The organism is Bordetella muralis, from assembly GCF_965139205.1.
Classification (GTDB): domain Bacteria; phylum Pseudomonadota; class Gammaproteobacteria; order Burkholderiales; family Burkholderiaceae_B; genus Bordetella_A; species Bordetella_A muralis.
In genome coordinates this window covers 102,182-122,331 of sequence record NZ_CBCSIU010000005.1, presented here as the reverse complement: position 1 = coordinate 122,331, position 20,150 = coordinate 102,182, and the positions used below count along the sequence as shown (strand labels likewise).

The following is a 20,150-nucleotide window of genomic DNA, read 5'->3' as shown; positions in this document are numbered from 1 at the left end:
TGTAAGTGTTATATCAATGGCAACGTTACCATTGTTGTTGGTAACGTTGTCATTTGATTTGGTAACGTTGTCATTTGGGTTCGATAGAATACGAATATCAGCTTCGGGCGCGATATCAGTACAAACCCTAGGTGCCTGATCTCCCTATTCGAGAGGCGAGAGGTTAGGCTTGTTGGCCTTGTCACTTCCACATTGAAAATGTCCTCTGAGAAACCGAATCCTTCCCGCTCCAGCGAACGCGCCAGTGTGACGGTGCGCGATGTGGCTCGGGCTGCCGGGGTGGCGATGATCACGGTGTCGCGTGCGATCAACACCCCGCAGGCGGTCTCGCCCCAGACCCTGGAAAAGGTCAATGCGGCGATTCAGTCGCTGGGTTATGTGCCGAATCTGATGGCCGGCAGTTTGCGGTTGTCGCGCAGCCATTTGGTGACAGTGTTGGTCCCGACGATCGCGGGATCCTTGTTCAGCGGGATGATTACCGCATTGACGCGATCTCTGGGGGCAAAGGGTTATCAACTGATCGTGGGACAGAGCGGCTATGACATGCCCAGCGAGGACGCTTTATTGCGCGCCATCATTGGCCGGCGTCCGGATGGCATTGTGTTGACGGGCGTGATGCACTCTGAACAAGGGCGGCAATTACTCAAGGCGTCGGGCATTCCGATCGTAGAGACATGGGATGCGACGCCCGCGCCCATCGATATGCTGCTGAGTCTGTCGCATGATGCGATTGGCGCCGCGGTCAGCAGGTACCTGCATGAACGCGGCAAAACGCGTCAGGCGGTGCTCGCCGGCGATGATGAGCGTGCACGGTTGCGTGCGCAGAGTTTTGTGCGTACGGCGGTGGCGCTCGGCTCGCCTGAGCCGAAGGTGATCCATATGCGTGCGCCGACCACGCATGCGCAGGGTAGAGACGGGTTGCGCCAATTGCAGGCTATGCAGAAAGACATCAATGCGGTGTTCTGTTCCTCTGATTTGATGGCTGCTGGTGTGCTGACAGAGGCGATCGCGCAGGGCTTGCGCGTGCCGGATGATTTGGCGGTCGTGGGTTTTGGTGACATGGATTTCGCCGCATCGATGTCGCCATCGATCACATCGGTGCATGTCGATGGCGTGGCGATAGGCGAGCAGGCCGCCGAGATGATCGATGCTCGCGCCAACGGGCTGTGGCCCGCACAGCAGGTCGTCGAGATTGGCTTTCACATCGTTGCGCGCGAAAGCACGTAATATGGTTGCTGCTGCTGGTGTCTGCTCTGTGCAGATGCTGAAGCCGACGCTTCTGCGGGTCGATATTCAGCATGCGAGCGCGCTGGCAGTATATGATTTCCCTTCTATCTATCTTATTTTCTAGCAATATGACCGTGCCTCATCTCCGCTTCGGCCTGGCTGCCAACCGGCTTCATCACGAGACGCCTGACGCGGCGTTGTTTACTTGGTTGCGTGCGTCGGGAGCCTCTATTCGCGAGATGGGGATCGAGCTGCACACGGTGGGCCGCACGCACGATGCCATCGTGCGCGAGGGAATGCTGCAAGGCTATCGCGGGCTGATCCGCTACCCCTATGGCCGCGAAGGCGGTTTGATGAAACTCGTTGCCCGCGTGACCGAGGGGCGCGATGGGCAAGCGCCGTTCGATGGCGCGATTTACCTGATTGATCCCGTTGATCCTTCCTCGATTTTCCCCGAGGCGCTGGCATTGAAACGTCAATGCATCACGCACGGCCGGCCGTTCATTTCGACGCTCGCTGGTGCAATTGAATGGATAGAGGTCGAGCGCGTATTGGCGGATTTGCCGCCGGATCCTGCTTTGTCGCGATTGTTCAATTTCGAAGGGCAGACCTTGGCATTGATTGCCCACGATGCCTTGAAAGACGAGATGGTGGCATTCGCCGACGAGCATTTCGAGGTGTTGTCGCAGTATGCGCGCCGTGTGGCGACGGGGACAACGGGCGGCCGCTTGAACGACTTGGCATGGTCGAGAGGCTGGCCCAAGGACACGCCCTGGGTGACACGCTACCTGAGCGGCCCGCTCGGCGGCGATGCCCAGATCGCCGAGCTGGTGCTGGAGCATCAATGCCAGCGCGTGATCTTTTTCGAGGATCCTCATGTGGCGCGCCAGCACGAGGCCGATATCCAATTGCTGGAGCGTGCCGTGCGTGTCGTGACGGAAAGCGCTACGTGCGCGACCTCGCCCTCTGTCGCGCGACGTTGGGCAGAGGCGGTGCGTAAGCGGCAGGGAATATGAGGGTCTGCGGGGGGGCTTGTATTGTTTTGATGGCGTGAAGTTTGTGTGCTTATGGACGTCGAGCCGAGGCAATCGGGCCGTGAGGGCTTCACAAAGCCGGTCCGGCGCGCGGGCGNCCGGACACCGTGTTCGCTCACCTCGTCCGCGCCTTCGCGCTCCCTACGGTGTCCGCCCCACTCGGCTTTGAGGCGCCCTCACGGCCCGATTGCCTCGGCTCGACTCGCAGTATTCAAGCTCATGACATCGCCGGCACGGTTGTCTTGCTCGTCTACGAGAAATCGTTGCTAGAGAGATCTTCTGTTCATCCCCGATGCCAAAGCCCTCGCATGCCGATCACGAACGCTATGCATGGGCGCGCCCGTAGGCGCCCATGCATAGCAGCCCTGCAAGATCTTCATCCTTGCAAAAGCCAGTGCCTACGAAGCCTACGAAGACCAGCCGTCCCAGCGGCGAGGGAATCAGAGATGCTGCGAGTCGAGGCGGGGCAGTGACCGTGTTGGCGCGCCTCGTGGCCGAGCGAGTGGATACCGTAGGGAGCGCGTAGGCGCGGACGAGGTGAACGAAGCGGTGTCGGACGCGCAGGCGGCCGACCGGCCACGTGAAGCGCCAACACGGTCACTGCCCCGCCTCGACGTCCAANAGAACTCATATTCCATCCCACCCCCGCCGCAACACGCAAGAGAACTAATCCCCCCACGCAACGTCGGACTTGCCAAGCTTTGGATCAGCGCGGCCGCTTGGTCCATGCGGCCAGCGCGCAGGCAATGGCGAGGACGAACAGCACGCCGCCGATACGCAGCAGGCCAGTGCCATTGAGCACCTCGCCGCCGCCCGTGATGACGCCCGCCAATCCGCCAAGCCAGAGCAGCAAGCAGAAGAGCGCGAGGATGAATAGCAGTGTGGCCGCGCTGGCGAACAGGTTCAGGGCCAGCCGGCTGCCGCGTGTGGGTGCGGTTGATACGGCAGAGACGCGGCGCTTGGGCAGCACCACGTACATGATGAGGACGATGAAGACCGCGATGATCAGTATTTTGACGAGCATGGCGGTCCGGTCCTATCAGTCTTCGCGTCGCAGGTGAGGGAACAGCAGCACATCACGGATCGTGGGGCTGTCGGTCAGCAGCATGATCAGGCGATCGATACCGATGCCGCAGCCACCTGTCGGAGGCATACCGTATTCCAGCGCACGAATGTAATCGGCATCGTAGTACATGGCCTCTTCGTCGCCGGCGTCCTTGGCTTCGACTTGGGAGCGGAAACGTTCGGCCTGGTCTTCGGGGTCGTTCAATTCCGAGAAACCATTGGCGATTTCACGGCCGGTCATGAACAGCTCGAAACGCTCGGTGATGCCGGGGCGCGTGTCAGAGGCGCGGGCCAGTGGCGAGACCTCGACCGGGTAGTCGATGATGTAGGTCGGATTCCACAGTTTGGCTTCGGCCGTTTCTTCGAACAGCGCGAGTTGCAATGCTCCGAGGCCGGCGCGAGCAAGTACGGGACCCGCGACATCGGCGCCCAGGCGCTTGAGTTCGCCACGGACGAAATCGATGTCATCCAGTTGAGCCTGCGTGTAATCAGGCGCGTACTTGAGGATGGCTTCGCAGATGGTCAGGCGGTCAAAAGGCTTGGACAGGTCCAGCTCGCGTTCCTGGTACGTGAGCACGGCGCTGCCGGTGGCGGCGATGGCCGCTTCGCGGATGACGTGTTCGGTGAAGTCCATCAGCCAGCGGTAATCCGCATAGGCCGCGTAGAACTCCATCATCGTGAATTCGGGGTTGTGACGCGGGCTGACACCCTCGTTACGGAAATTGCGGTTGATTTCGAAGACACGCTCGAAACCTCCCACGATGAGGCGCTTGAGGTAGAGCTCGGGCGCAATGCGCAGGTACATTTCCATGTCCAGCGCATTGTGGTGCGTGACGAAAGGCTTGGCCGCGGCACCGCCGGGAATGGGGTGCAGCATGGGCGTCTCGACCTCGAGAAAACCCGAGTCCAGCATGACCTGGCGGATGCTGCCGATAGCCTTGCTGCGCGCCTCGAAGGTGCGGCGCGTGCCTTCGGTCATGATCAGGTCGACGTAGCGCTGACGGTAACGCAGTTCCTGGTCGGCAACGCCGTGGAATTTGTCGGGCAGGGGGCGCAGCGATTTCGACAGCAGGCGTGCCTGAGTCGCATGCACCGAGAGCTCGCCCTTGTTGGTTTTGAAGACCGACCCTTCGATGGCGATGATGTCGCCGATGTCCCATTGCTTGAACGCCGCGTAGACGTCCTCGCCCAGCGTGCCGCGTTCCAGATAGATCTGAATGCGGCCGCTGCTGTCCTGGACGGTGGCAAAGCTGGCCTTGCCCATGACGCGCTTGAGCATCATGCGGCCGGCGACTTTGACCTGCACACCGGCGTCAGCCAGGGCTTGTTGTTCTTGTTCGCCGTATTGGCGGTGCAAGTCGGCTGCACGGGCATCCGGGACGAAGTCGTTGGGATAAGCGACACCGGTTTCGCGGAGTTTGGCGAGTTTGGCGCGCCGCTCGGCGATCAAGCGATTTTCATCTTGGGCGGACGGGGCGGCGGGCGTGTGGTCGGTCATGGTGATTACTGGTAATTGCGGATATCGTCGATTTCGGTGGTGCCGAAATCGTCACGGTCTAGATAGGCCAGGATGCGAGTGGCGACGTCGGCGGGGGAGGCCAATTTGCCGGTGGCGTGGAATTCCTGGAATTTGGCCAGCGCCGGGAAAGCGGCGGGGTCGCTGGCGCGGAGGGTTTCTTGCATGCCGGTGTCAACGATGCCGGGAGCCAGGGCGACGGTGCGTACGCCGTTGCCGCCTTGTTCCTGTTTGAGCACTCGGGTGTACATGTCGAGGGCGGCCTTGGTGGCGCAATAAACGCCCCAGCCTGCGTTGGGGTTGCGGCCCGCGCCCGACGAGATATTCAACACGCGGCGATCGGCTTGCAGATTCTGTACGGCGGCGATAAAGCGGGCCGTCAACAGGATCACGGCAGACACATTCAGCGTAAAAGCTGTATTGATGGTGGCGCCGTCAGTCAACGCGCCTACGGCCGCGACGGGCTCGACGGTACCGGCATTGTTGATCAGCAGATAGCGCTTGGCATCGCGAGGCAAGGCGGCGCAGACGCGCTCGGCAGTCTGCTCGGCGGCTTGCAGATCGGAAAGGTCGACCTGGATTTGTTCGAGCTCAACGCCCTGAGACTGTGCCAGGGCGGCCAGCTCCGGGTCGGCGCGGCGCGCCAGGGTGATCAGCCGCGTACCTGGACGGACCAGGCCGCGAGCCAAGCCCGCGCCAATACCACGTGAGGCGCCAGTCAAAATTGCAATCGTATCGGTCATGCGCTTGCCCTCTTCAGGAGTGAGGCTTGCACCGTGATGAGGTGCAAGCCTATCGGATCACACGCCTTGCTTCAGGCTGGCCTGGATGAATGGATCCAGGTCGCCGTCCAGGACCTTCTGCGTGTTGGAAATTTCCACATTGGTGCGCAGATCCTTGATACGGCTCTGGTCGAGCACGTACGAACGGATCTGGTGGCCCCAACCCACATCGGTCTTGGAGTCTTCGAGCTTTTGTTGTTCCGCCATGCGGTTGCGCATCTCCAGCTCGTAGAGCTTGGATTTCAACATCTGCATGGCTTCAGCACGGTTACGGTGCTGTGAACGGTCGTTCTGGCATTGCACCACGATGCCGGTAGGCATGTGGGTCAAACGCACGGCCGAGTCGGTCTTGTTGATGTGCTGGCCGCCCGCGCCGCTGGCACGGTAGGTGTCCACGCGCAAGTCGGCCGGGTTGACCTCGATTTCGAACGAGTCGTCGACCTCGGGGTAGACGAACACGCTGGCAAACGAAGTGTGGCGGCCGCCCGACGAGTCAAAGGGGCTCTTGCGCACCAGGCGGTGCACGCCAGTTTCGGTGCGCAAAAAGCCGAATGCATACTCGCCTTCGAATTTGATGGTGGCGGATTTGATCCCCGCGACTTCACCCTCGGATTCTTCGAGCACCTCGGCTTTGAAGCCCTTGCGTTCGGCGTATTTCAGATATTGCCGCAGCAGCATCGAGGCCCAGTCCTGGGCTTCGGTGCCACCGGCGCCGGCCTGGATGTCGAGGAAGCAGTTCATCGGATCGGCGGGATTCGAGAACATGCGGCGGAACTCGAGGCCCTCGAGTTTCTCTTGGAAACCGTCGGCGTCGCCTTCGATGGACTCCAGCGTGGCGTCGTCGTCATCGGCGGCGGCCAGCTCGAAGAGTTCCTGTGCGTCGGCGATGCCGCTATGCAGCGCGCTCAGCGTTTCGACGACGTCTTCGAGGGATTTTTTCTCGCGCCCCAGATCCTGGGCGTGTTTGGGGTCATTCCAGACCGCGGGGTCTTCGAGTTCTGCATTGACGACCTGCAGGCGTTCGGCCTTCAGATCGTAGTCAAAGATACCCCCGTAACGCCAGCTCGCGCTCTGCGTAGTCGGAGAGGCGGGCGGCGAGTTGGTTCTGACGTTCGGCTTCCATGATGAATCCTGATAGCAATTAAGCGAAACCCGGCATTTTAGCGTGATTACTCCGCGTGCTCGACGACGAGCTGGGCGGATACGACGCCATTCCAGACGTTGGGCTCGAGACGGTATGCGACCTGGACGTATTCTGGTAGCGATTGGTCGTGGCCGAACCAGATGGCGTCAAAGCGCTGATGGCCCCGTTCCAGAGACAGTTTCAGGTGCTTTTCGCCCACCAGACGCTGATTGCGGACGATGAATTCGTCCAGAAACAAGGGGGCGGCAAAGCCTGCGCCCCACACTTGCTGTTGCAGCAGGGTGGCCACCTCGGCATTGGCATAGCCGGATTCCAGCGACCCGTCGGTTTCCAGCAGGGGCTCAAAATGATTGCGCCCCGTCAGTTCCTGGACCGCAGCGTCAAATGCGGGGGCAAAAGCCGGAAAATCCTGGCGTCCCAGCGTCAGGCCCGCCGCCATGGCGTGTCCGCCGAACTTGCGGATCAGCCCCGGATGGCGCTTGGACACCAGATCCAGGACGTCTCGCAGATGCACGTCGGGAATAGACCGCCCAGAACCCCGGATTTCGTCATCGTCGGCCGGTGCAAAGGCCAGAGTAGGGCGCCAGAATTTCTCTTTCAGGCGCGAGGCGACCAGCCCTACCACCCCCTGATGCCAGCCTGGATCAAATACGCAGACCGTTGCGCCGGGGGAGGCCCCGGCATTTTCCATGGCGGCCAGGGCCTGTTCGCGCATTTCCGCCTCGATGCCGCGGCGTTCGCGGTTGATCTGGTCGAGTTGGCGCGCCATGTCCAGCGCCTCGGCCTCGTCATCAGTGGTCAGGCAGGCGATACCCAGGCTCATGTCCGCCAATCGCCCGGCCGCGTTGATGCGAGGACCGATTGCGAATCCCAGGTCAAAGCCGCTGGCATTGCGTGGCTCGCGCGAGGCGACGGCAAAGAGGGCGCGCAGCCCGGGCTGCATCCGTCCTGCCCGCATGCGTTGCAGACCCTGGGTGACCAGCAGGCGATTGTTGTTGTCCAGTTTGACCACATCGGCCACGGTGCCCAGGGCGACCAGATCGGATAAAGCGTCCAGGCGAGGGCCGCCATCGGCCGGGTAGACCCCGCGCCGGCGCAACTCGGCGCGGACAGCCAGCATTACATAGAAAATGACGCCCACCCCGGCCAGGTTCTTGGAGGGAAAACCGCAACCCGGTTGATTGGGATTGACCAAGGCCAACGCGTCGGGCAGCGTGTCGCCGGGCAAGTGGTGGTCGGTGACGACCACGCCGATGCCGGCGTCATTCGCCGCAGCGACGCCGTCCACGCTCGCGATTCCATTGTCTACGGTAATGATCAGGTCCGGCTTGCCATTGCGGTGAGCGCAGGCCAGATCGACCACGGCGGGCGACAGGCCGTAGCCGGTTTCAAAACGGTTCGGCACCAGGAAATCGACATTGGCCCCAAAGGCGCGCAACGCCCGTAACCCGACGGCGCAGGCGGTGGCTCCATCGCAGTCATAATCGGCGACGATCAACAACCGTTTCCCTGCCAAAATCGCGTCGGCCAGAATGTGGGCGGCGTGATCTACGTGGGTAAGGCCTCCGGGAGGGATCAGTGCAGGCCAGGCCATGCGGGTCTGATCGGGGTGGGTTACTCCCCGTGCCGCCCATAGCCGGGCTAGTAACGGATGAATGCCCGCAGCCTCCAGCGAGAGCCGGGCATCGTGATTGGTCGAGCGGACGGTTAAACGGGGCGAGACCACCAGGAATTCCAGTTCTTTTTGGGCGCAGGCAGCCAGGCGAGCAGGCGGCTGCGCGGTTGCAGGGTAAGCGTGGCGCGCCGGTCGGCGCCCAGCAATATGAGTTGTGTCGGCTGCTCTGGCAGACCGGAGGAACCGCTGAGCGGTTGAAGATGATGCTTGTCCAGATAGGCCAGAGCATCAAGCCAATTGGCCCAGTCTTCGGTGCGATGGGCGGCATCCAGTTCGGTGAGGATATGCGTCTGGCCTTTCGATGCGACGGAATCACTTGCCGTGGGCGAACTCGTCGCTGTTCCTGACCAGCGACGTGCGCCTCCATATAGCCATAGTGCGTTCACGGGAGGCAACCCTCGCTCTGCCCGGGCCTCGTTGGCCGGATGCTCGTACCAGGCCATCTGTATTTCATTGAGCAAACGCCGCCAGGGCCGCATGGCGGCGTCCTGGCTCCACCAGTCGCGCAATGGTTGGCCAGCGACGGCGGCAGGGCTGCCCGTGCGGGGTTCCAATTCATCGGGTAGCGTCAATCGCCAGCGTTGTGGCGTCAGAACAGTGACCCCAAATCCGGCGGCCTCTATGCTGGGCAGCGCGGTGGCCAACAGTGCCTCGGCTTCGTCGGCTCGGATATCCATCACTCCCGGATCCAGCAAAACGGCTTGATCTGTGCCCAATGAGAGATGCGCCAAGTCGGCCAGCCATACTGGATGATTGTCGTTGATGGCGTCGCCCGCCAACAAGGGCCCTAATCCCGCGCCTGAGGGTGTCCCGGCAGCGGGCCGATAGCCGGCTTGCTCGAGCTGCCAAGCCTCATAGGGCGTACAGCCTTGCGCGCGGACATCAAAGCCGTCCACTTGGGCGGCCGCCGCCAGCAGCCAGCCGTGCAGGACTGGCGCGCGCTGCGGCAGCAAGCGCGCCAGCTCGGCGGCAACAGGCAAAGAGGGCAGAGCGCCCGGAATTACGATCAGCATGGCAACGATTGTAGTCGCTGCCCGTCCATGACTATGTCGAGGCCATTTCCGTCCACATATTTCCGAATGTTGTTTCCTGGAACATCCGGGAACTGCCCCGGCCTTCGCAGCTCAAACTCACCTCCCAGTTAATGCCATAATGCACGCGTGCTGAAAATACCTTACGAACTATGGATCGGCGCCCGCTATGCGGGGATGGCCCGACTCCGCAAACGCCGTGGCCGCCGCGATGGCTTCATCTCTTTCATTTCTGCCAGTTCCATGGTGGGTATTGCGCTGGGCGTCGCCGCCCTGATCGTGGTGCTGTCCGTGATGAACGGCTTTCAGAAAGAGGTGCGCGACCGCATGTTGTCGGTGCTGCCGCATATCGAGCTGTACATCCCGGGCGCTGCGCCCGAGCGCGTCGTCGAGCAATGGCAGCGATTTGCCAGCGTGGCCGAGCGCAATCCCGAGGTCAAAGGTGCTGCACCTTTTGTCGCCGCGCAGGCCATGGTGGTACGCGGCCAGACACTGCGTGGCGCGCAGGTCCGTGGTATCGACCCCGAGCGCGAAGGGCAGGTATCGGATCTGCCCCAGCAAATGGTCAGCGGCAAATTATCCGACCTGAAACCCGGAAGCTTTGGCGCTATCCTGGGTAGTGACCTGGCCAACATGATGGGGGTCAAGGTCGGCGATACGTTGATGATGATGGCGCCGCAGGGCTCGATCAGCCCGGCAGGTTTTGCGCCGCGCATGCGTCAGTTCACGGTGGCCGGCATTTTTTCATCCGGCCATTATGAGTACGACTCCAGCCTGGTTTTCGTCGATGACGAAGACGCGGCAAAGATGTTCCGCGAAAGCGGCACGGGCGGCGTACGCCTGCGAGTGCAAGACATGCAGCGCGCGCCGCAGGTGGCGGTTGAGCTTTCCAAGACCTTGCCGCCGTATGTGATGGCAAGCGACTGGTCGCGCAACAACCGCACCTGGTTCGCCGCCGTGCAAACCGAAAAACGCATGATGTTCCTGATCCTGGCGATCATCGTCGCGGTTGCGGCTTTCAACCTGTTGTCCTCGCTGGTCATGGTGGTCAAGGACAAACAATCCGACATCGCGATCTTGCGCACCTTGGGTGCCAGGCCGAGCGTGATTGCACGCATTTTCCTGGTGCAGGGTATGTTGATCGGGGTAGTTGGGACAATCATGGGCGTGGTGTTCGGCATCCTGATTGCCTACAACGTGGATGTCATCGTGCCATTTATCGAAGGCCTGCTCGGCGTTCATTTCCTGCCTCGCGAAATTTATTTCATCAGCGAGTTGCCGTCCGATCCGCAATCCCAGGATATTGTCGTGATCGCTGTGACGTCGTTCGTGCTGTCGTTGCTGGCCACCTTGTATCCCAGTTGGCGCGCCTCGCGCCTGCAACCCGCACAGGTGCTGCGCCATGACTGATAACGATTTGACACGACAGGCGGGTACCCCCGCCTTGCAGGCCAGCAAACTGAGCAAGGTCTATGACGAAGGTCCCGCCCGCATCCAGGTGCTGGATGACGTCAGCCTGACCGTTGAACGCGGCGAGATGGTTGCGATCGTCGGCGCCTCTGGTTCAGGCAAGAGTACCTTATTGCACATCCTGGGATTGCTGGATGTGCCGAGCTCCGGCGAAGTCACGGTTGACGGCGTGTCAGCCGCTGGGTTATCCGAGGTCCAAAAAAGCGCCTTGCGTAATCGCAGTCTGGGGTTCGTGTATCAATTCCACCATCTGCTGTCGGAATTTTCTGCGCTGGACAATGTCGCGATGCCCTTGATCGTGCGCCGCGAAAATCGTGACACGGCGCGCGAGGCGGCTCGCCAAGTGCTGTCGCTAGTGGGCTTGGCCGAGCGCGCCGAGCACTACCCAGGGCAATTATCTGGCGGCGAGCGGCAGCGTGTGGCGCTGGCGCGTGCGCTGGTCACACGGCCCGCCTGCGTGTTGGCCGACGAGCCGACCGGCAACCTGGATCGTGGCACCGCGCACAAAATGTTCGAGCTGCTGACCCAGGTAAATCGCGAGTCCGGCACGGCATTTGCTATCGTGACGCATGACATCGAATTGGCTGCACGCGCCGATCGGCAATTGCTGATGGAGCGCGGGCAATTGGTTTCGGGGTAACCCACTCATCGGCACGAGGCTGCCATGTTGATCGACACGCACTGTCATCTCGACGCCTCTGAATTCGATCCTGACAGGATGCAGGTGGCTGAGGCAGCATGGGCGGCCGATGTGCGCAGGATCGTGATTCCGGCGGTCGAGGTCGCAAATTTCGCGACGGTACGGGACCTGGCCGCACAGATCCCGGGCGGCGCGTATGCGTTGGGTATCCATCCGCTCTACGTGAGCCGTGCCCAGGACGCCGATCTGGATACCTTGCGCCAAGCCGTCATCAGCGCATTGGATGATCCGCGCTTCGTGGCGATAGGCGAGATTGGACTGGATTTTTTCGTCCAGGACATCGCATCAGGCAAGCCGCGCGAGCGCCAGGAATATTTCTACGATGCGCAGTTGGCCCTGGCCGCGGAGTTCGATCTGCCCGTGTTGTTGCACGTGCGCCGGTCGCAAGACATCCTGCTGAAATACTTGCGGCGCCGCACGGGTGTGCGCGGCGGCATCGCCCACGCCTTTAACGGCAGTGCTCAGCAAGCGCATGCCTTTGTGGACCATGGCTTTGCGTTGGGGTTGGGGGGCGCAATGACTTACCCTCGTGCCCTGCAGATCCGCCGTCACGCTGTGGATGTTGGACTGGAACATCTGGTCCTGGAAACCGATGCGCCGGATATTCCTCCTGCCTGGTTGTATACACCGCATCGGCGCAATTCCCCTGATCAATTGCCACGTATTGCTGAAATCCTCGCCGAGTTGCGCGGGCAGAGTGTGTCCGACATTGCCGAGGCGACGACAGCTACCGCGCAGCGTGTGCTGCCACGCCTGGCGCATTAATTGGTCAGGCCGCTGACGGCGCTGGGAGACAGGGCCAGGGCGGGGCAGGCGATTCGTAGGGGCGTCAAGGAATAATCAGAGATAGCCGTCTTTTACGACGCTTGCTTTTTCAGCGCCAGAATCGATTGCCCACCCTGCAGAATGTCCGTCTGTACGGCAATGCGCGCGGCCTGCCCGTCGCGTTGGCGCATTGCGCCTAACAGCGCATAGTGCCCGTCAATCATGTCGCGGCCTCCCTGCACATAGCATTGGGCGATCAACGGACCCATCTTGAGCCATAGACGTTCCAATATGTCCAACAGTACGGGCATGTTGGCGAGTCGGCAATACTCAAAGTGAAAACGTTGGTTCAACCGGATCGCAGCCGCGACGTCGCCTGCGGCCAGAGCCTGCTCGTTAACGGTGATCAATGCTTCGAGACGGGCGATATCTGCGTCGGTGGCGGAGACAGCGGCGCGTGCCGCTGCCATTCCTTCGAGTTCCAGACGTATGTCGCGGATCTCGAGATATTGCGCCAGGTCCACTTGCGCCACGCGAATATCCCGGGCGCTGCGCATGACCAGCGCGCCGTCTTGCACCAGTCTCAAAATCGCATCGCGCACCGGAGTGACACTTGTCCCGATTTCGGCAGCGAGCTCGCGGATACGCAGTCGGTCGCCTGGCTTGAGCTTGCCTTCGATTAAGGCTCCGGCGACTTGCTTATAGACCCGGTCTCCCATGCTGTCGTATTGCACAGTAGAAAATCGGGACGTTTCGATCTCGGTCTCAGGCGTCATGGTTCTGGTGAGTGAATGGCCTTGAAATTCACGATGATGCATCATAATCGGGAATATACTAGTTCAAACCCCAAAGTAACAGATTCATAATGCATCAAACATTAGGATCTATGAGGGCATGCCGTGGCATCTCAGGGCGTCGCAGAGCAACAAGTACCGGGCGATATCAGAGCATTGTTTACGACGTCACCGCCTCCCGTGTCGTCGGAAGACGCAGAGCGCGTAGCGCGCGCATGTTTTCCCGGCAGCGTCGCCTGCGCGCCGCTATCTGGTGAGCGAGATGCCAATTTCCGGGTGACTCGGGCCGACGGATCGATCCTGACGCTCAAATTCATCAACTGCGCCGAGCAAGTCGCCGAGACCGAGATGCAGGTGGAGGTGCTCAAGCACCTGCGAGACACCATGCCTGTACAGGCGCCTCATCATCAGCCTATCGATCCTGCCGGATTGGCTGCCTTATCGGGTTCCCAAGCGGGACAGGCGAGTACGGGCCCAACCTTGGACTGGATTCAATATCGGCCATTGTCAGGCGGACACCGAATCCGTGTGCGGGCCTATGGATATTTGCCCGGCGCGCCGGGTACCAATCTCCAGGCCGATCCGCGGTCGTGGCGCGCTGTAGGCCGGACTGCAGCCATCCTGGACCGTACACTACAGCAGTTTGATCACCCGGCAGCACACCGGAAATTCCTTTGGGATGCCTGCCAAGTCCTGGATTTGCGACCGCTTTTGAATGCGGTAGAGAGTCTGGCCGTACGGCAGGTGATTGCCGAGTTCCTGGCGTTGTTTGAGCATCGAGTGACGCCGGTGTTGGATAAATTGCCCAGGCAAGTCATTCATAATGATCTGTCACCCAGCAACATCCTGGTCGAAGAGGATGGATTGGAGCTGGCCGGCATACTCGACTTTGGCGATATGGTCTATGCCCCGCGTATTGCCGAGATCGCTATCGCCGGGTCATATTTAATGACCTACTCGTTGGATCCGATGAGGGCGCTCGATGGTGTGGTGACCGGCTACTGCGAGGTGTCTCCCTTGCACGCGATGGAGCACGCCCATTTGCTGGATCTCGTGTTGGCGCGGCTTGCACAACGCATGGTCATTACTGCGTGGCGAGCGGCGCGCTTTCCGGGTAACCGGGATTACATCATGCGCAGTCATGATGCTGCTACGGCTTTGTTCAATCGTCTCTATCCAGATTGGAGAGCCGCGCAGGGCTCGCGATCGTTTCCTTCAAATGCTGAAAGCTGAGGTATGACTCATGTCATCAATGACCCATGCGACTGCCCCTATCACTGAACTGCGGGAAAGACGCCGTATATTGGGCCCGGCTTATCGTTTGTTCTACGATCAGCCAGTCCATCTCGTGCGCGGCGAAGACGTTTGGTTGTTTGATACGGCCGGCAAGCGATATCTGGATGCCTACAACAATGTGCCGGTAGTCGGGCACGCCAATCCTGCGGTCGTTGAAGCACTGGCGCGGCAAGCCTCGGTATTGAATACCCACACGCGGTATTTGAGCGAAGGCGTGGTCGAATACGCCGAGCGTTTGCAGGCACATTTCCCCGCGGCGTTGGACACTGTGATGTTGACCTGCACAGGCAGCGAGGCCAACGACCTGGCGCTGCGCATTGCATTCGAGGCTACCGGCCGTCGAGGCATTATCGTCACACGCAATGCCTATCATGGCGTGACGCAGGCGCTGGCCGACATGTCTCCTTCATTACGCCCCGTTGCGTCGCACGTGCGCACCATTGAGGCTCCTTGCCATCTGGCTGGTTCACCCGAACAGGTGGCTGATCAATTCGCTCTGTTGGTCGACGAGGCCGCGCGCGATTTGGCACGAGCGGGCATCCCCGTTGCAGTGCTGATCGTCGATACGGTATTTGCCAGTGACGGTATTCATATCGGCTATGACGAGGTCCTGTCACGCGCTGCCGCTCAGGTGCGCCAACATGGTGGAATATTCATCGCGGACGAAGTGCAGGGCGGCTTTAGCAGGATCGGCCGGCATTGGTGGGCATTCGAGCGCGACAACGTCATCCCCGATATGGTCTCTTTGGGAAAACCGATGGGCAATGGACATCCGATGGCGGGTCTGGTTGTACAGCGTTCGCTGGTCGAGGCGTTTGGCAAGAACTGCCGCTACTTCAATACGTTTGGCGGCAATACGGTTTCTGCCGCGGTCGGCCTGGCCGTCTTGAATGAGCTGGAGCGCATGGAGATGCCAGCACACGTTGCGCGCGTTGGTGAGGTGATGGCAGACCGGTTGTTGCATTTGGCGAAAACGGTCCCTTGCATCGGAGCGGTGCGCGGACAAGGGCTGTACTGGGGAGTTGACATCCGTGATCCCGGTGGAGACAGCGCGCGTAACGGGCTGCTGGCTCAGGCAATTTCCAATGGATTACGGCGCGAAGGGATCCTGATAGGTGTATCCGGACATCAAGGAGACGCGCTCAAGATTCGTCCCCCACTGACGTTCCAGACCGAGCACGTAGACATTCTCGTGTCCGCATTGGCCCGTCAGTGCCAAGCCGTACTGCCCGCCGTATCGTGAGCGCCGGACAGAACCGATCACAGCGGAAGCGAGGCAATCAGGCTTGTTCGAACCCACGCAACGCGCTCTCCAGATTCAGCCCCAGGTCTTCGCTGAGGTAGCCGCCTTCTTGCACGATGACTGTTGGCAGGCCGAGCTGAGCGATGTTTGCGGTTATGCGAGCAAACCCGGCGGTGTCCACCGCCAAGGCCCGATAGGGGTCCCGTTCATGGGCGTCCAATCCGAGTGCCAGCACCAGCGCACCGGGTGAGAATTGACGGATACTGACCAACGCGTTTTCCAGCGCATCGAGGTATTCGTCTGTTGTCGTGCCGCGGCCTAGCGGAACGTTGATGTTATATCCGAAACCTTCGCCATCACCGCGCTCATGAGCATGGCCCGTAAAAAACGGCGTGCAGAAATGCGGATCGGCATGGATAGATACGGTAAGCACATCGGCCCTGCGCCAGAAGATTCCTTGCGTGCCGTTGCCGTGATGGACGTCAATATCCAATATCGCGACACGCCCATATTTGCCGCGCAAATGCTGGGCAGCAATGGCGGCGTTGTTCAGGTAGCAGAAGCCATTGGCGCGGTCTACGTAAGCGTGATGTCCGGGCGGGCGGCATAGAGCGTATACCGCACGCTCTCCCTGCAAGATCAGTTCGGCAGCGTGCGTTGCGCAATGGGCGGAGTTGATTGCGGCATGCCACGTATGTTCGCCGATGCTGCAGGCGCAATCGCCCATGTGATAGCCGGCCTGGCCCACGATATGATCGGGATAGGTGAAAGGCTGGCCGGGGAAGGGAAATACATTGGGCAATACTTCCATGGCCGCATCGGGCAGCTCGCGCCAGCGCTGCCAGGCTGTTTCGAGAAAACGCAGATAGGTCGGGGTGTGGACTGCTGCCCGTGGGCCGGGCCCGAAATCCTCTGCGAGGATGGGTTGATGCCCCGCCGTTTCTGCCGCGCGTAGCAGAATATCTGCCCGTTCGGGCTGTTCGTTGCTTCGCTTGAGCTGTCCCCGCACCATGAATTGTTGAGGGTCGTGATCGCGGTGCTCGTGACTATAGATGAATTTCATGACTTGGCTGGCTTTGGTCGAGAGGAGGCGCGAGTCGGCTTCGCCTTGGGATCGGCGGGCTGCATGTCGTCGTCTAGAAGTTGAGCGTGGGCCTTGTCGTGAGCGTCGTTCAGATGTATTCGAAGCGCGTCTTCAGCGGCTTGTGCGTCACGGCGTAGAATGGCATCTACGACAGGCAAATGGGATTGCGCGATGAAAACCGGATCGCGATACTGCCGTTCAATAAAGCCCTGGCAGATACGGATTTCCGTTTGCATGTTGGCAAATAAGCGTTGGAGATATTCATTGCCCGACAGGCGGCTGATGGTGGTGTGAATGCCCAGGTCCATGGCAATGCGTTCTACATTGGTGAGAGTGGTCGCACGGCGCAGCATGTCGTCGGCGTAGGCTTTGAGTTCGGCCAGTTGTTCGTCGGTGGCGACTTCGCAGGCCAGGCGCGCTGCCATGATCTCCAGGCTCACACGAACCTGGAACAGATCCTTGATTTCCTTGGTGCTGAAGGTGCGAACCGCAAATCCCCTGCGCGGTTTGGCGGTAAGCACGCCTTGGCTCTCCAGCCTGCGGGCCGCTTCGCGCAACGGCGCGCGGCTGACGCCCATCTGGCGAGAAAGCTCGGCCTCTACGATTCGAGAGCCTGGCGGCAGGCGGCCTTCAAAGATGGCCTGGAGCAATTGCCGTTCCACGAGCTCCACCAGATCAGGCATGCGGATGGAAGAGAAACCTGCGCTGTCTGAGTCTCCATCCGTCAGTGCGAAAAGGGCGTTTTTTGAGGTTGTTGTCATAGTGTTTCAGCGGTCGGGATGCGAATGAACGGCAGGCCTTCAGGCGCATCGGGTCCCGGCGAATACGTCCAGGTTGAATCAGCCATTCAGTCCATCCAGAAATGCTACTAAGCCCGGGCCGATCGCCTCAACCAGATACCCCCCTTCCTGTACGACGACCAGCGGCAATTGCAACGCTTTCAGTTTGCGCCCCACTTCGTAGTAAGCGTCAAAATCGACTCGCAACACGCTGATCGGGTCATCCTTGAAGGTGTCAAAGCCCAGCGCCAGTACCAAGGCTTGCGGCGCATAAGCGCGCACAGCATCAATACCCTCGTCCACGGCAGCCAGGAATTCCAGATTGCCGCTGCCGTGCGCAAGAGGCAGGTTCAGATTGAAGTTCTCGCCCGCGCCACTGCCGCGTTCGCTGGCGTATCCGGTGTAGAAAGGGTAGTAGGTCGTAGTGTCCGCATGTACAGACACAGTCAGGACATCATCGCGAGCATAGAATATGCTCTGCGTGCCGTCGCCATGATGCGCGTCTACATCCAGAATCGCGACACGGCCAAAGTGCTGCACCAACCGAGCCGCCGCGCAGGCATTGTTGTTCACATAGCAGAAACCGCTGGCGCGATCCCGGTGTGCATGATGGCCGGACGGGCGGCATAGCGCGTAGGCGGCAGCCGCCCCATTAATGACTGCATCAGCCGCTGCAACGGCGCTATGCGCGGATCGCAAGATCGACAGCCAGCTCTGCGGGCCTAGCGGGCAGGACAGATCGCCCAGGTAATAACCCGTTTGAGGGATGAGCGCAGGCGACGGGCAGGGAGGGCGGTGATGTCCGGCCGGCACGCCGGCGTAAGGCGAGAGATTTGCCAATACTTCCGGGCCGACGACGGCACCTTGGTCGGCCATGGCTTGCCAGCGCGGCCAGGCCGTCTGCAGATAGTCGAGATAGTGAGGAGCATGGACTTGCTCCAAGGGTTCTCTCCCCATCTCCGGCGGCTCGCTCACGTCAAGGCCGGCCTTTTGCAATGCCAGTGCGAGAGCTTGCGCGCGGCCGGGAAGATCGGGCGCCGGCACGAGTTTTCCCAGCTTCATGAATTGACGGGGAGTGTGCAGGGCTTGAGCAGGGCTGTAGAAAGCTTGCATGTCGCTTATTTCAAGGTGGCTTGCAGTTTGTCGACGGCGCGGTCCAGACGATCAAACATCTCGGTCAACTCTGTATCAGTGATGATGAGCGGCGGGCACAGCGCGACGGCGTCACCCATGGCGCGCACGATGAGGCCTTCTTCCAGCGCATACTGGGCCAGGCGCGCCCCTACTTTGAGATCGGGGGCAAATGGTGCTCGTGCGGTCTTGTCTGCAACCAGCTCTATTGCACCAATCAGGCCTACGCCGCGGGCTTCTCCCACGTGGGGGCGATCGAGATAGCTTTGCAGGCGATTCTGGAATAGAGGACTGATAGCGTTGACATGGTCCAGGATCCGGTCTTCCTCATAGACCTTGAGTGTTTCGAGCGCTACCGCGGCCGCTACCGGATGACCCGAATAGGTATAACCGTGTCCGAACGTGCCGATTTTGCCGCTGTTGACGGCCATGGCGTCATAGATGGCCGGCGACACCATGACGGCAGAGATGGGAATATAGCCGGACGAAAGCGCCTTGGCGCAGGTGAGGATGTCCGGTTGAATGCCGAAAGTCTGCGAGCCGAACATTTTGCCAGTGCGTCCAAAGCCGCAGATGACTTCGTCGGCCACCATCAGCACGTCATATTTGCGCAGCACCGACTGGATCTTTTCGAAATAAGTTTCGGGCGGCACGATCACGCCGCCCGCACCCATGACAGGTTCGGCAATAAAGGCGGCGACGGTCTCGGGGCCTTCCTGCAGAATGCGCTGCTCGAGTGCCTGCGCCATACGTGTGGCGAAATCGGCTTCGCTTTCGCCTGCCAGCCCGTAGCGATAGTGGTGCGGGCACTCTACATGGCCGATATTCGCGATCGGCAGATCAAAGTCTTGGTGGTTTGCCGGGAGCCCTGTGAGACTGGCGGAGGCCACCGTGACGCCGTGGTAGCCGCGCTGGCGCGAGAGAATTTTCTTCTTCAGCGGTTTGCCGATGGCGTTGTGGTAGTACCAGATGATCTTTATCGCCGAATCGTTGGCCTCTGATCCCGAGTTTGCAAAGAACACTTTGGCCATGGGTGAGGGCGCCAGCTGAATGAGGCGGTCGGCCAGTTGTGCAATCGCCGGATTCGAGCGGTGATTGAACGTATGGTAGTAGGGCAGGGTTTGCAGTGCGTTGATGCCGGCCTGAACCAGCCGTGGATGGCTGAATCCCAGCGAACTGCACCACAGCGCTGACATGCCTTCTATATATTTGGTGCCCTTGTCGTCAATGACGTGAATGCCATCACCGCGTGTAATGATCAATGGACCAACGTCTTCGTGTGCGGCCAAGTTGGTGTAAGAGTGCAAGTGGGCGCCGATGTCCAGTGCGCTCAACGTGCGGTTCTTGTCTGCTGTATTCATTTCGCTCTCCTGCCTTTGATAAGTCGATTGTCACTTGCAGCCAGCATGCCGAT

At 60.4% G+C, this 20,150-nt stretch carries 18 protein-coding genes; 7 read left to right on the top strand and 11 right to left on the bottom strand.

Features of this window, described 5'->3' with window-relative positions; all coding sequences use genetic code 11:
* Positions 1-198: 198 nt before the first annotated feature.
* Positions 199-1,227 (top strand): LacI family DNA-binding transcriptional regulator, encoded by a 1,029-nt coding sequence (locus tag ACNA0I_RS10300; protein ID WP_415805907.1) that lies wholly within the window; start codon positions 199-201, stop codon positions 1,225-1,227.
* A gap of 128 nt (positions 1,228-1,355) precedes the next feature.
* On the top strand, positions 1,356-2,243 hold the full coding sequence (locus tag ACNA0I_RS10295; protein WP_415805906.1) for a methylglyoxal synthase: 888 nt from the start codon (positions 1,356-1,358) through the stop codon (positions 2,241-2,243).
* A gap of 724 nt (positions 2,244-2,967) precedes the next feature.
* On the opposite strand, the gene ACNA0I_RS10290 is transcribed toward ACNA0I_RS10295, so the two are convergent.
* From ACNA0I_RS10290 to ACNA0I_RS10265, 6 genes are all read right to left on the bottom strand, one after another.
* Positions 2,968-3,285: a hypothetical protein gene (locus ACNA0I_RS10290; protein ID WP_415805905.1), complete on the bottom strand. Its 318-nt coding sequence runs from the start codon at positions 3,283-3,285 to the stop codon at positions 2,968-2,970.
* A gap of 15 nt (positions 3,286-3,300) precedes the next feature.
* Entirely contained in the window at positions 3,301-4,824 is a 1,524-nt protein-coding gene (lysS, locus tag ACNA0I_RS10285; protein ID WP_415805904.1) for a lysine--tRNA ligase, read from the bottom strand.
* Positions 4,825-4,829: 5 nt separating this feature from the next.
* Positions 4,830-5,585, bottom strand: coding sequence for an SDR family oxidoreductase (locus tag ACNA0I_RS10280; RefSeq protein WP_415805903.1), 756 nt, complete (start codon positions 5,583-5,585; stop codon positions 4,830-4,832).
* A gap of 57 nt (positions 5,586-5,642) precedes the next feature.
* Positions 5,643-6,747 (bottom strand): peptide chain release factor 2 gene (prfB, locus tag ACNA0I_RS10275; RefSeq protein ID WP_141217689.1). Its coding sequence is split into 2 segments (ribosomal slippage): positions 5,643-6,665 and positions 6,667-6,747, totalling 1,104 coding nucleotides; the frame shifts between segments, so codons are not numbered across the junction.
* Between the two features lie 46 nt (positions 6,748-6,793).
* Positions 6,794-8,494, bottom strand: coding sequence for a single-stranded-DNA-specific exonuclease RecJ (recJ, locus tag ACNA0I_RS10270; protein WP_415805902.1), 1,701 nt, complete (start codon positions 8,492-8,494; stop codon positions 6,794-6,796).
* The gene (locus tag ACNA0I_RS10265; RefSeq protein WP_415805901.1) at positions 8,476-9,456 is read right to left on the bottom strand and encodes a hypothetical protein; all 981 of its coding nucleotides are present in this window, start codon (positions 9,454-9,456) and stop codon (positions 8,476-8,478) included. Before ACNA0I_RS10265 ends, recJ begins: the two co-directional genes overlap by 19 nt.
* A gap of 195 nt (positions 9,457-9,651) precedes the next feature.
* Between ACNA0I_RS10265 and ACNA0I_RS10260 the strand changes: the two genes are divergently transcribed.
* The 3 genes from ACNA0I_RS10260 to ACNA0I_RS10250 are packed head-to-tail and all read left to right on the top strand — an operon-like array spanning position 9,652 to position 12,409.
* The gene (locus ACNA0I_RS10260) at positions 9,652-10,884 is read left to right on the top strand and encodes a lipoprotein-releasing ABC transporter permease subunit (RefSeq protein WP_415806033.1); all 1,233 of its coding nucleotides are present in this window, start codon (positions 9,652-9,654) and stop codon (positions 10,882-10,884) included.
* Positions 10,877-11,584, top strand: a complete 708-nt coding sequence (gene lolD, locus ACNA0I_RS10255; RefSeq protein WP_415805900.1) for a lipoprotein-releasing ABC transporter ATP-binding protein LolD — start codon at positions 10,877-10,879, stop codon at positions 11,582-11,584. The genes ACNA0I_RS10260 and lolD overlap by 8 nt, the downstream gene beginning before the upstream one ends.
* 24 nt (positions 11,585-11,608) lie before the next feature.
* Positions 11,609-12,409: a TatD family hydrolase gene (locus ACNA0I_RS10250; RefSeq protein WP_415805899.1), complete on the top strand. Its 801-nt coding sequence runs from the start codon at positions 11,609-11,611 to the stop codon at positions 12,407-12,409.
* A 92-nt stretch (positions 12,410-12,501) separates the two neighbouring features.
* On the opposite strand, the gene ACNA0I_RS10245 is transcribed toward ACNA0I_RS10250, so the two are convergent.
* A complete protein-coding gene (locus tag ACNA0I_RS10245) occupies positions 12,502-13,185 on the bottom strand; it encodes a GntR family transcriptional regulator (RefSeq protein WP_415805898.1) in 684 nt (227 codons plus the stop codon).
* A 123-nt stretch (positions 13,186-13,308) separates the two neighbouring features.
* On the opposite strand from ACNA0I_RS10245, the gene ACNA0I_RS10240 reads away from it, so the two are divergent.
* Together ACNA0I_RS10240 and ACNA0I_RS10235 are read left to right on the top strand one after the other, a co-directional pair.
* Positions 13,309-14,436 carry a phosphotransferase gene (locus ACNA0I_RS10240; protein ID WP_415805897.1) on the top strand — a complete coding sequence of 376 codons (1,128 nt, stop codon included), beginning with the start codon at positions 13,309-13,311 and terminating at the stop codon, positions 14,434-14,436.
* Between the two features lie 10 nt (positions 14,437-14,446).
* Positions 14,447-15,742: an aspartate aminotransferase family protein gene (locus tag ACNA0I_RS10235; protein WP_415805896.1), complete on the top strand. Its 1,296-nt coding sequence runs from the start codon at positions 14,447-14,449 to the stop codon at positions 15,740-15,742.
* 37 nt (positions 15,743-15,779) lie between these two features.
* Here ACNA0I_RS10235 and ACNA0I_RS10230 read toward each other — a convergent pair whose 3' ends face one another.
* From ACNA0I_RS10230 to ACNA0I_RS10215, 4 genes are all read right to left on the bottom strand, one after another.
* A complete protein-coding gene (locus ACNA0I_RS10230) occupies positions 15,780-16,805 on the bottom strand; it encodes a histone deacetylase family protein (RefSeq protein ID WP_415805895.1) in 1,026 nt (341 codons plus the stop codon).
* Positions 16,802-17,587 carry a GntR family transcriptional regulator gene (locus ACNA0I_RS10225; RefSeq protein WP_415805894.1) on the bottom strand — a complete coding sequence of 262 codons (786 nt, stop codon included), beginning with the start codon at positions 17,585-17,587 and terminating at the stop codon, positions 16,802-16,804. Before ACNA0I_RS10225 ends, ACNA0I_RS10230 begins: the two co-directional genes overlap by 4 nt.
* 78 nt (positions 17,588-17,665) lie before the next feature.
* A complete protein-coding gene (locus ACNA0I_RS10220; RefSeq protein WP_415805893.1) occupies positions 17,666-18,718 on the bottom strand; it encodes a histone deacetylase family protein in 1,053 nt (350 codons plus the stop codon).
* A 5-nt stretch (positions 18,719-18,723) separates the two neighbouring features.
* Positions 18,724-20,097, bottom strand: coding sequence for an aspartate aminotransferase family protein (locus ACNA0I_RS10215; protein WP_415805892.1), 1,374 nt, complete (start codon positions 20,095-20,097; stop codon positions 18,724-18,726).
* Positions 20,098-20,150: the final 53 nt, after the last annotated feature.

Excerpts from the sequence above, each read along its gene's own strand:
- ACNA0I_RS10300 (WP_415805907.1), top strand. The coding sequence starts at position 199 with ATGTCCTCTGAGAAACCGAATCCTTCCCGCTCCAGCGAACGCGCCAGT.
- ACNA0I_RS10295 (WP_415805906.1), top strand. The coding sequence starts at position 1,356 with ATGACCGTGCCTCATCTCCGCTTCGGCCTGGCTGCCAACCGGCTTCAT.
- ACNA0I_RS10290 (WP_415805905.1), bottom strand. The coding sequence starts at position 3,285 with ATGCTCGTCAAAATACTGATCATCGCGGTCTTCATCGTCCTCATCATG.
- lysS (WP_415805904.1), bottom strand. The coding sequence starts at position 4,824 with ATGACCGACCACACGCCCGCCGCCCCGTCCGCCCAAGATGAAAATCGC.
- ACNA0I_RS10280 (WP_415805903.1), bottom strand. The coding sequence starts at position 5,585 with ATGACCGATACGATTGCAATTTTGACTGGCGCCTCACGTGGTATTGGC.
- ACNA0I_RS10265 (WP_415805901.1), bottom strand. The coding sequence starts at position 9,456 with ATGCTGATCGTAATTCCGGGCGCTCTGCCCTCTTTGCCTGTTGCCGCC.
- ACNA0I_RS10260 (WP_415806033.1), top strand. The coding sequence starts at position 9,652 with ATGGCCCGACTCCGCAAACGCCGTGGCCGCCGCGATGGCTTCATCTCT.
- lolD (WP_415805900.1), top strand. The coding sequence starts at position 10,877 with ATGACTGATAACGATTTGACACGACAGGCGGGTACCCCCGCCTTGCAG.
- ACNA0I_RS10250 (WP_415805899.1), top strand. The coding sequence starts at position 11,609 with ATGTTGATCGACACGCACTGTCATCTCGACGCCTCTGAATTCGATCCT.
- ACNA0I_RS10245 (WP_415805898.1), bottom strand. The coding sequence starts at position 13,185 with ATGACGCCTGAGACCGAGATCGAAACGTCCCGATTTTCTACTGTGCAA.
- ACNA0I_RS10235 (WP_415805896.1), top strand. The coding sequence starts at position 14,447 with ATGTCATCAATGACCCATGCGACTGCCCCTATCACTGAACTGCGGGAA.
- ACNA0I_RS10230 (WP_415805895.1), bottom strand. The coding sequence starts at position 16,805 with ATGAAATTCATCTATAGTCACGAGCACCGCGATCACGACCCTCAACAA.
- ACNA0I_RS10225 (WP_415805894.1), bottom strand. The coding sequence starts at position 17,587 with ATGACAACAACCTCAAAAAACGCCCTTTTCGCACTGACGGATGGAGAC.
- ACNA0I_RS10220 (WP_415805893.1), bottom strand. The coding sequence starts at position 18,718 with ATGCAAGCTTTCTACAGCCCTGCTCAAGCCCTGCACACTCCCCGTCAA.
- ACNA0I_RS10215 (WP_415805892.1), bottom strand. The coding sequence starts at position 20,097 with ATGAATACAGCAGACAAGAACCGCACGTTGAGCGCACTGGACATCGGC.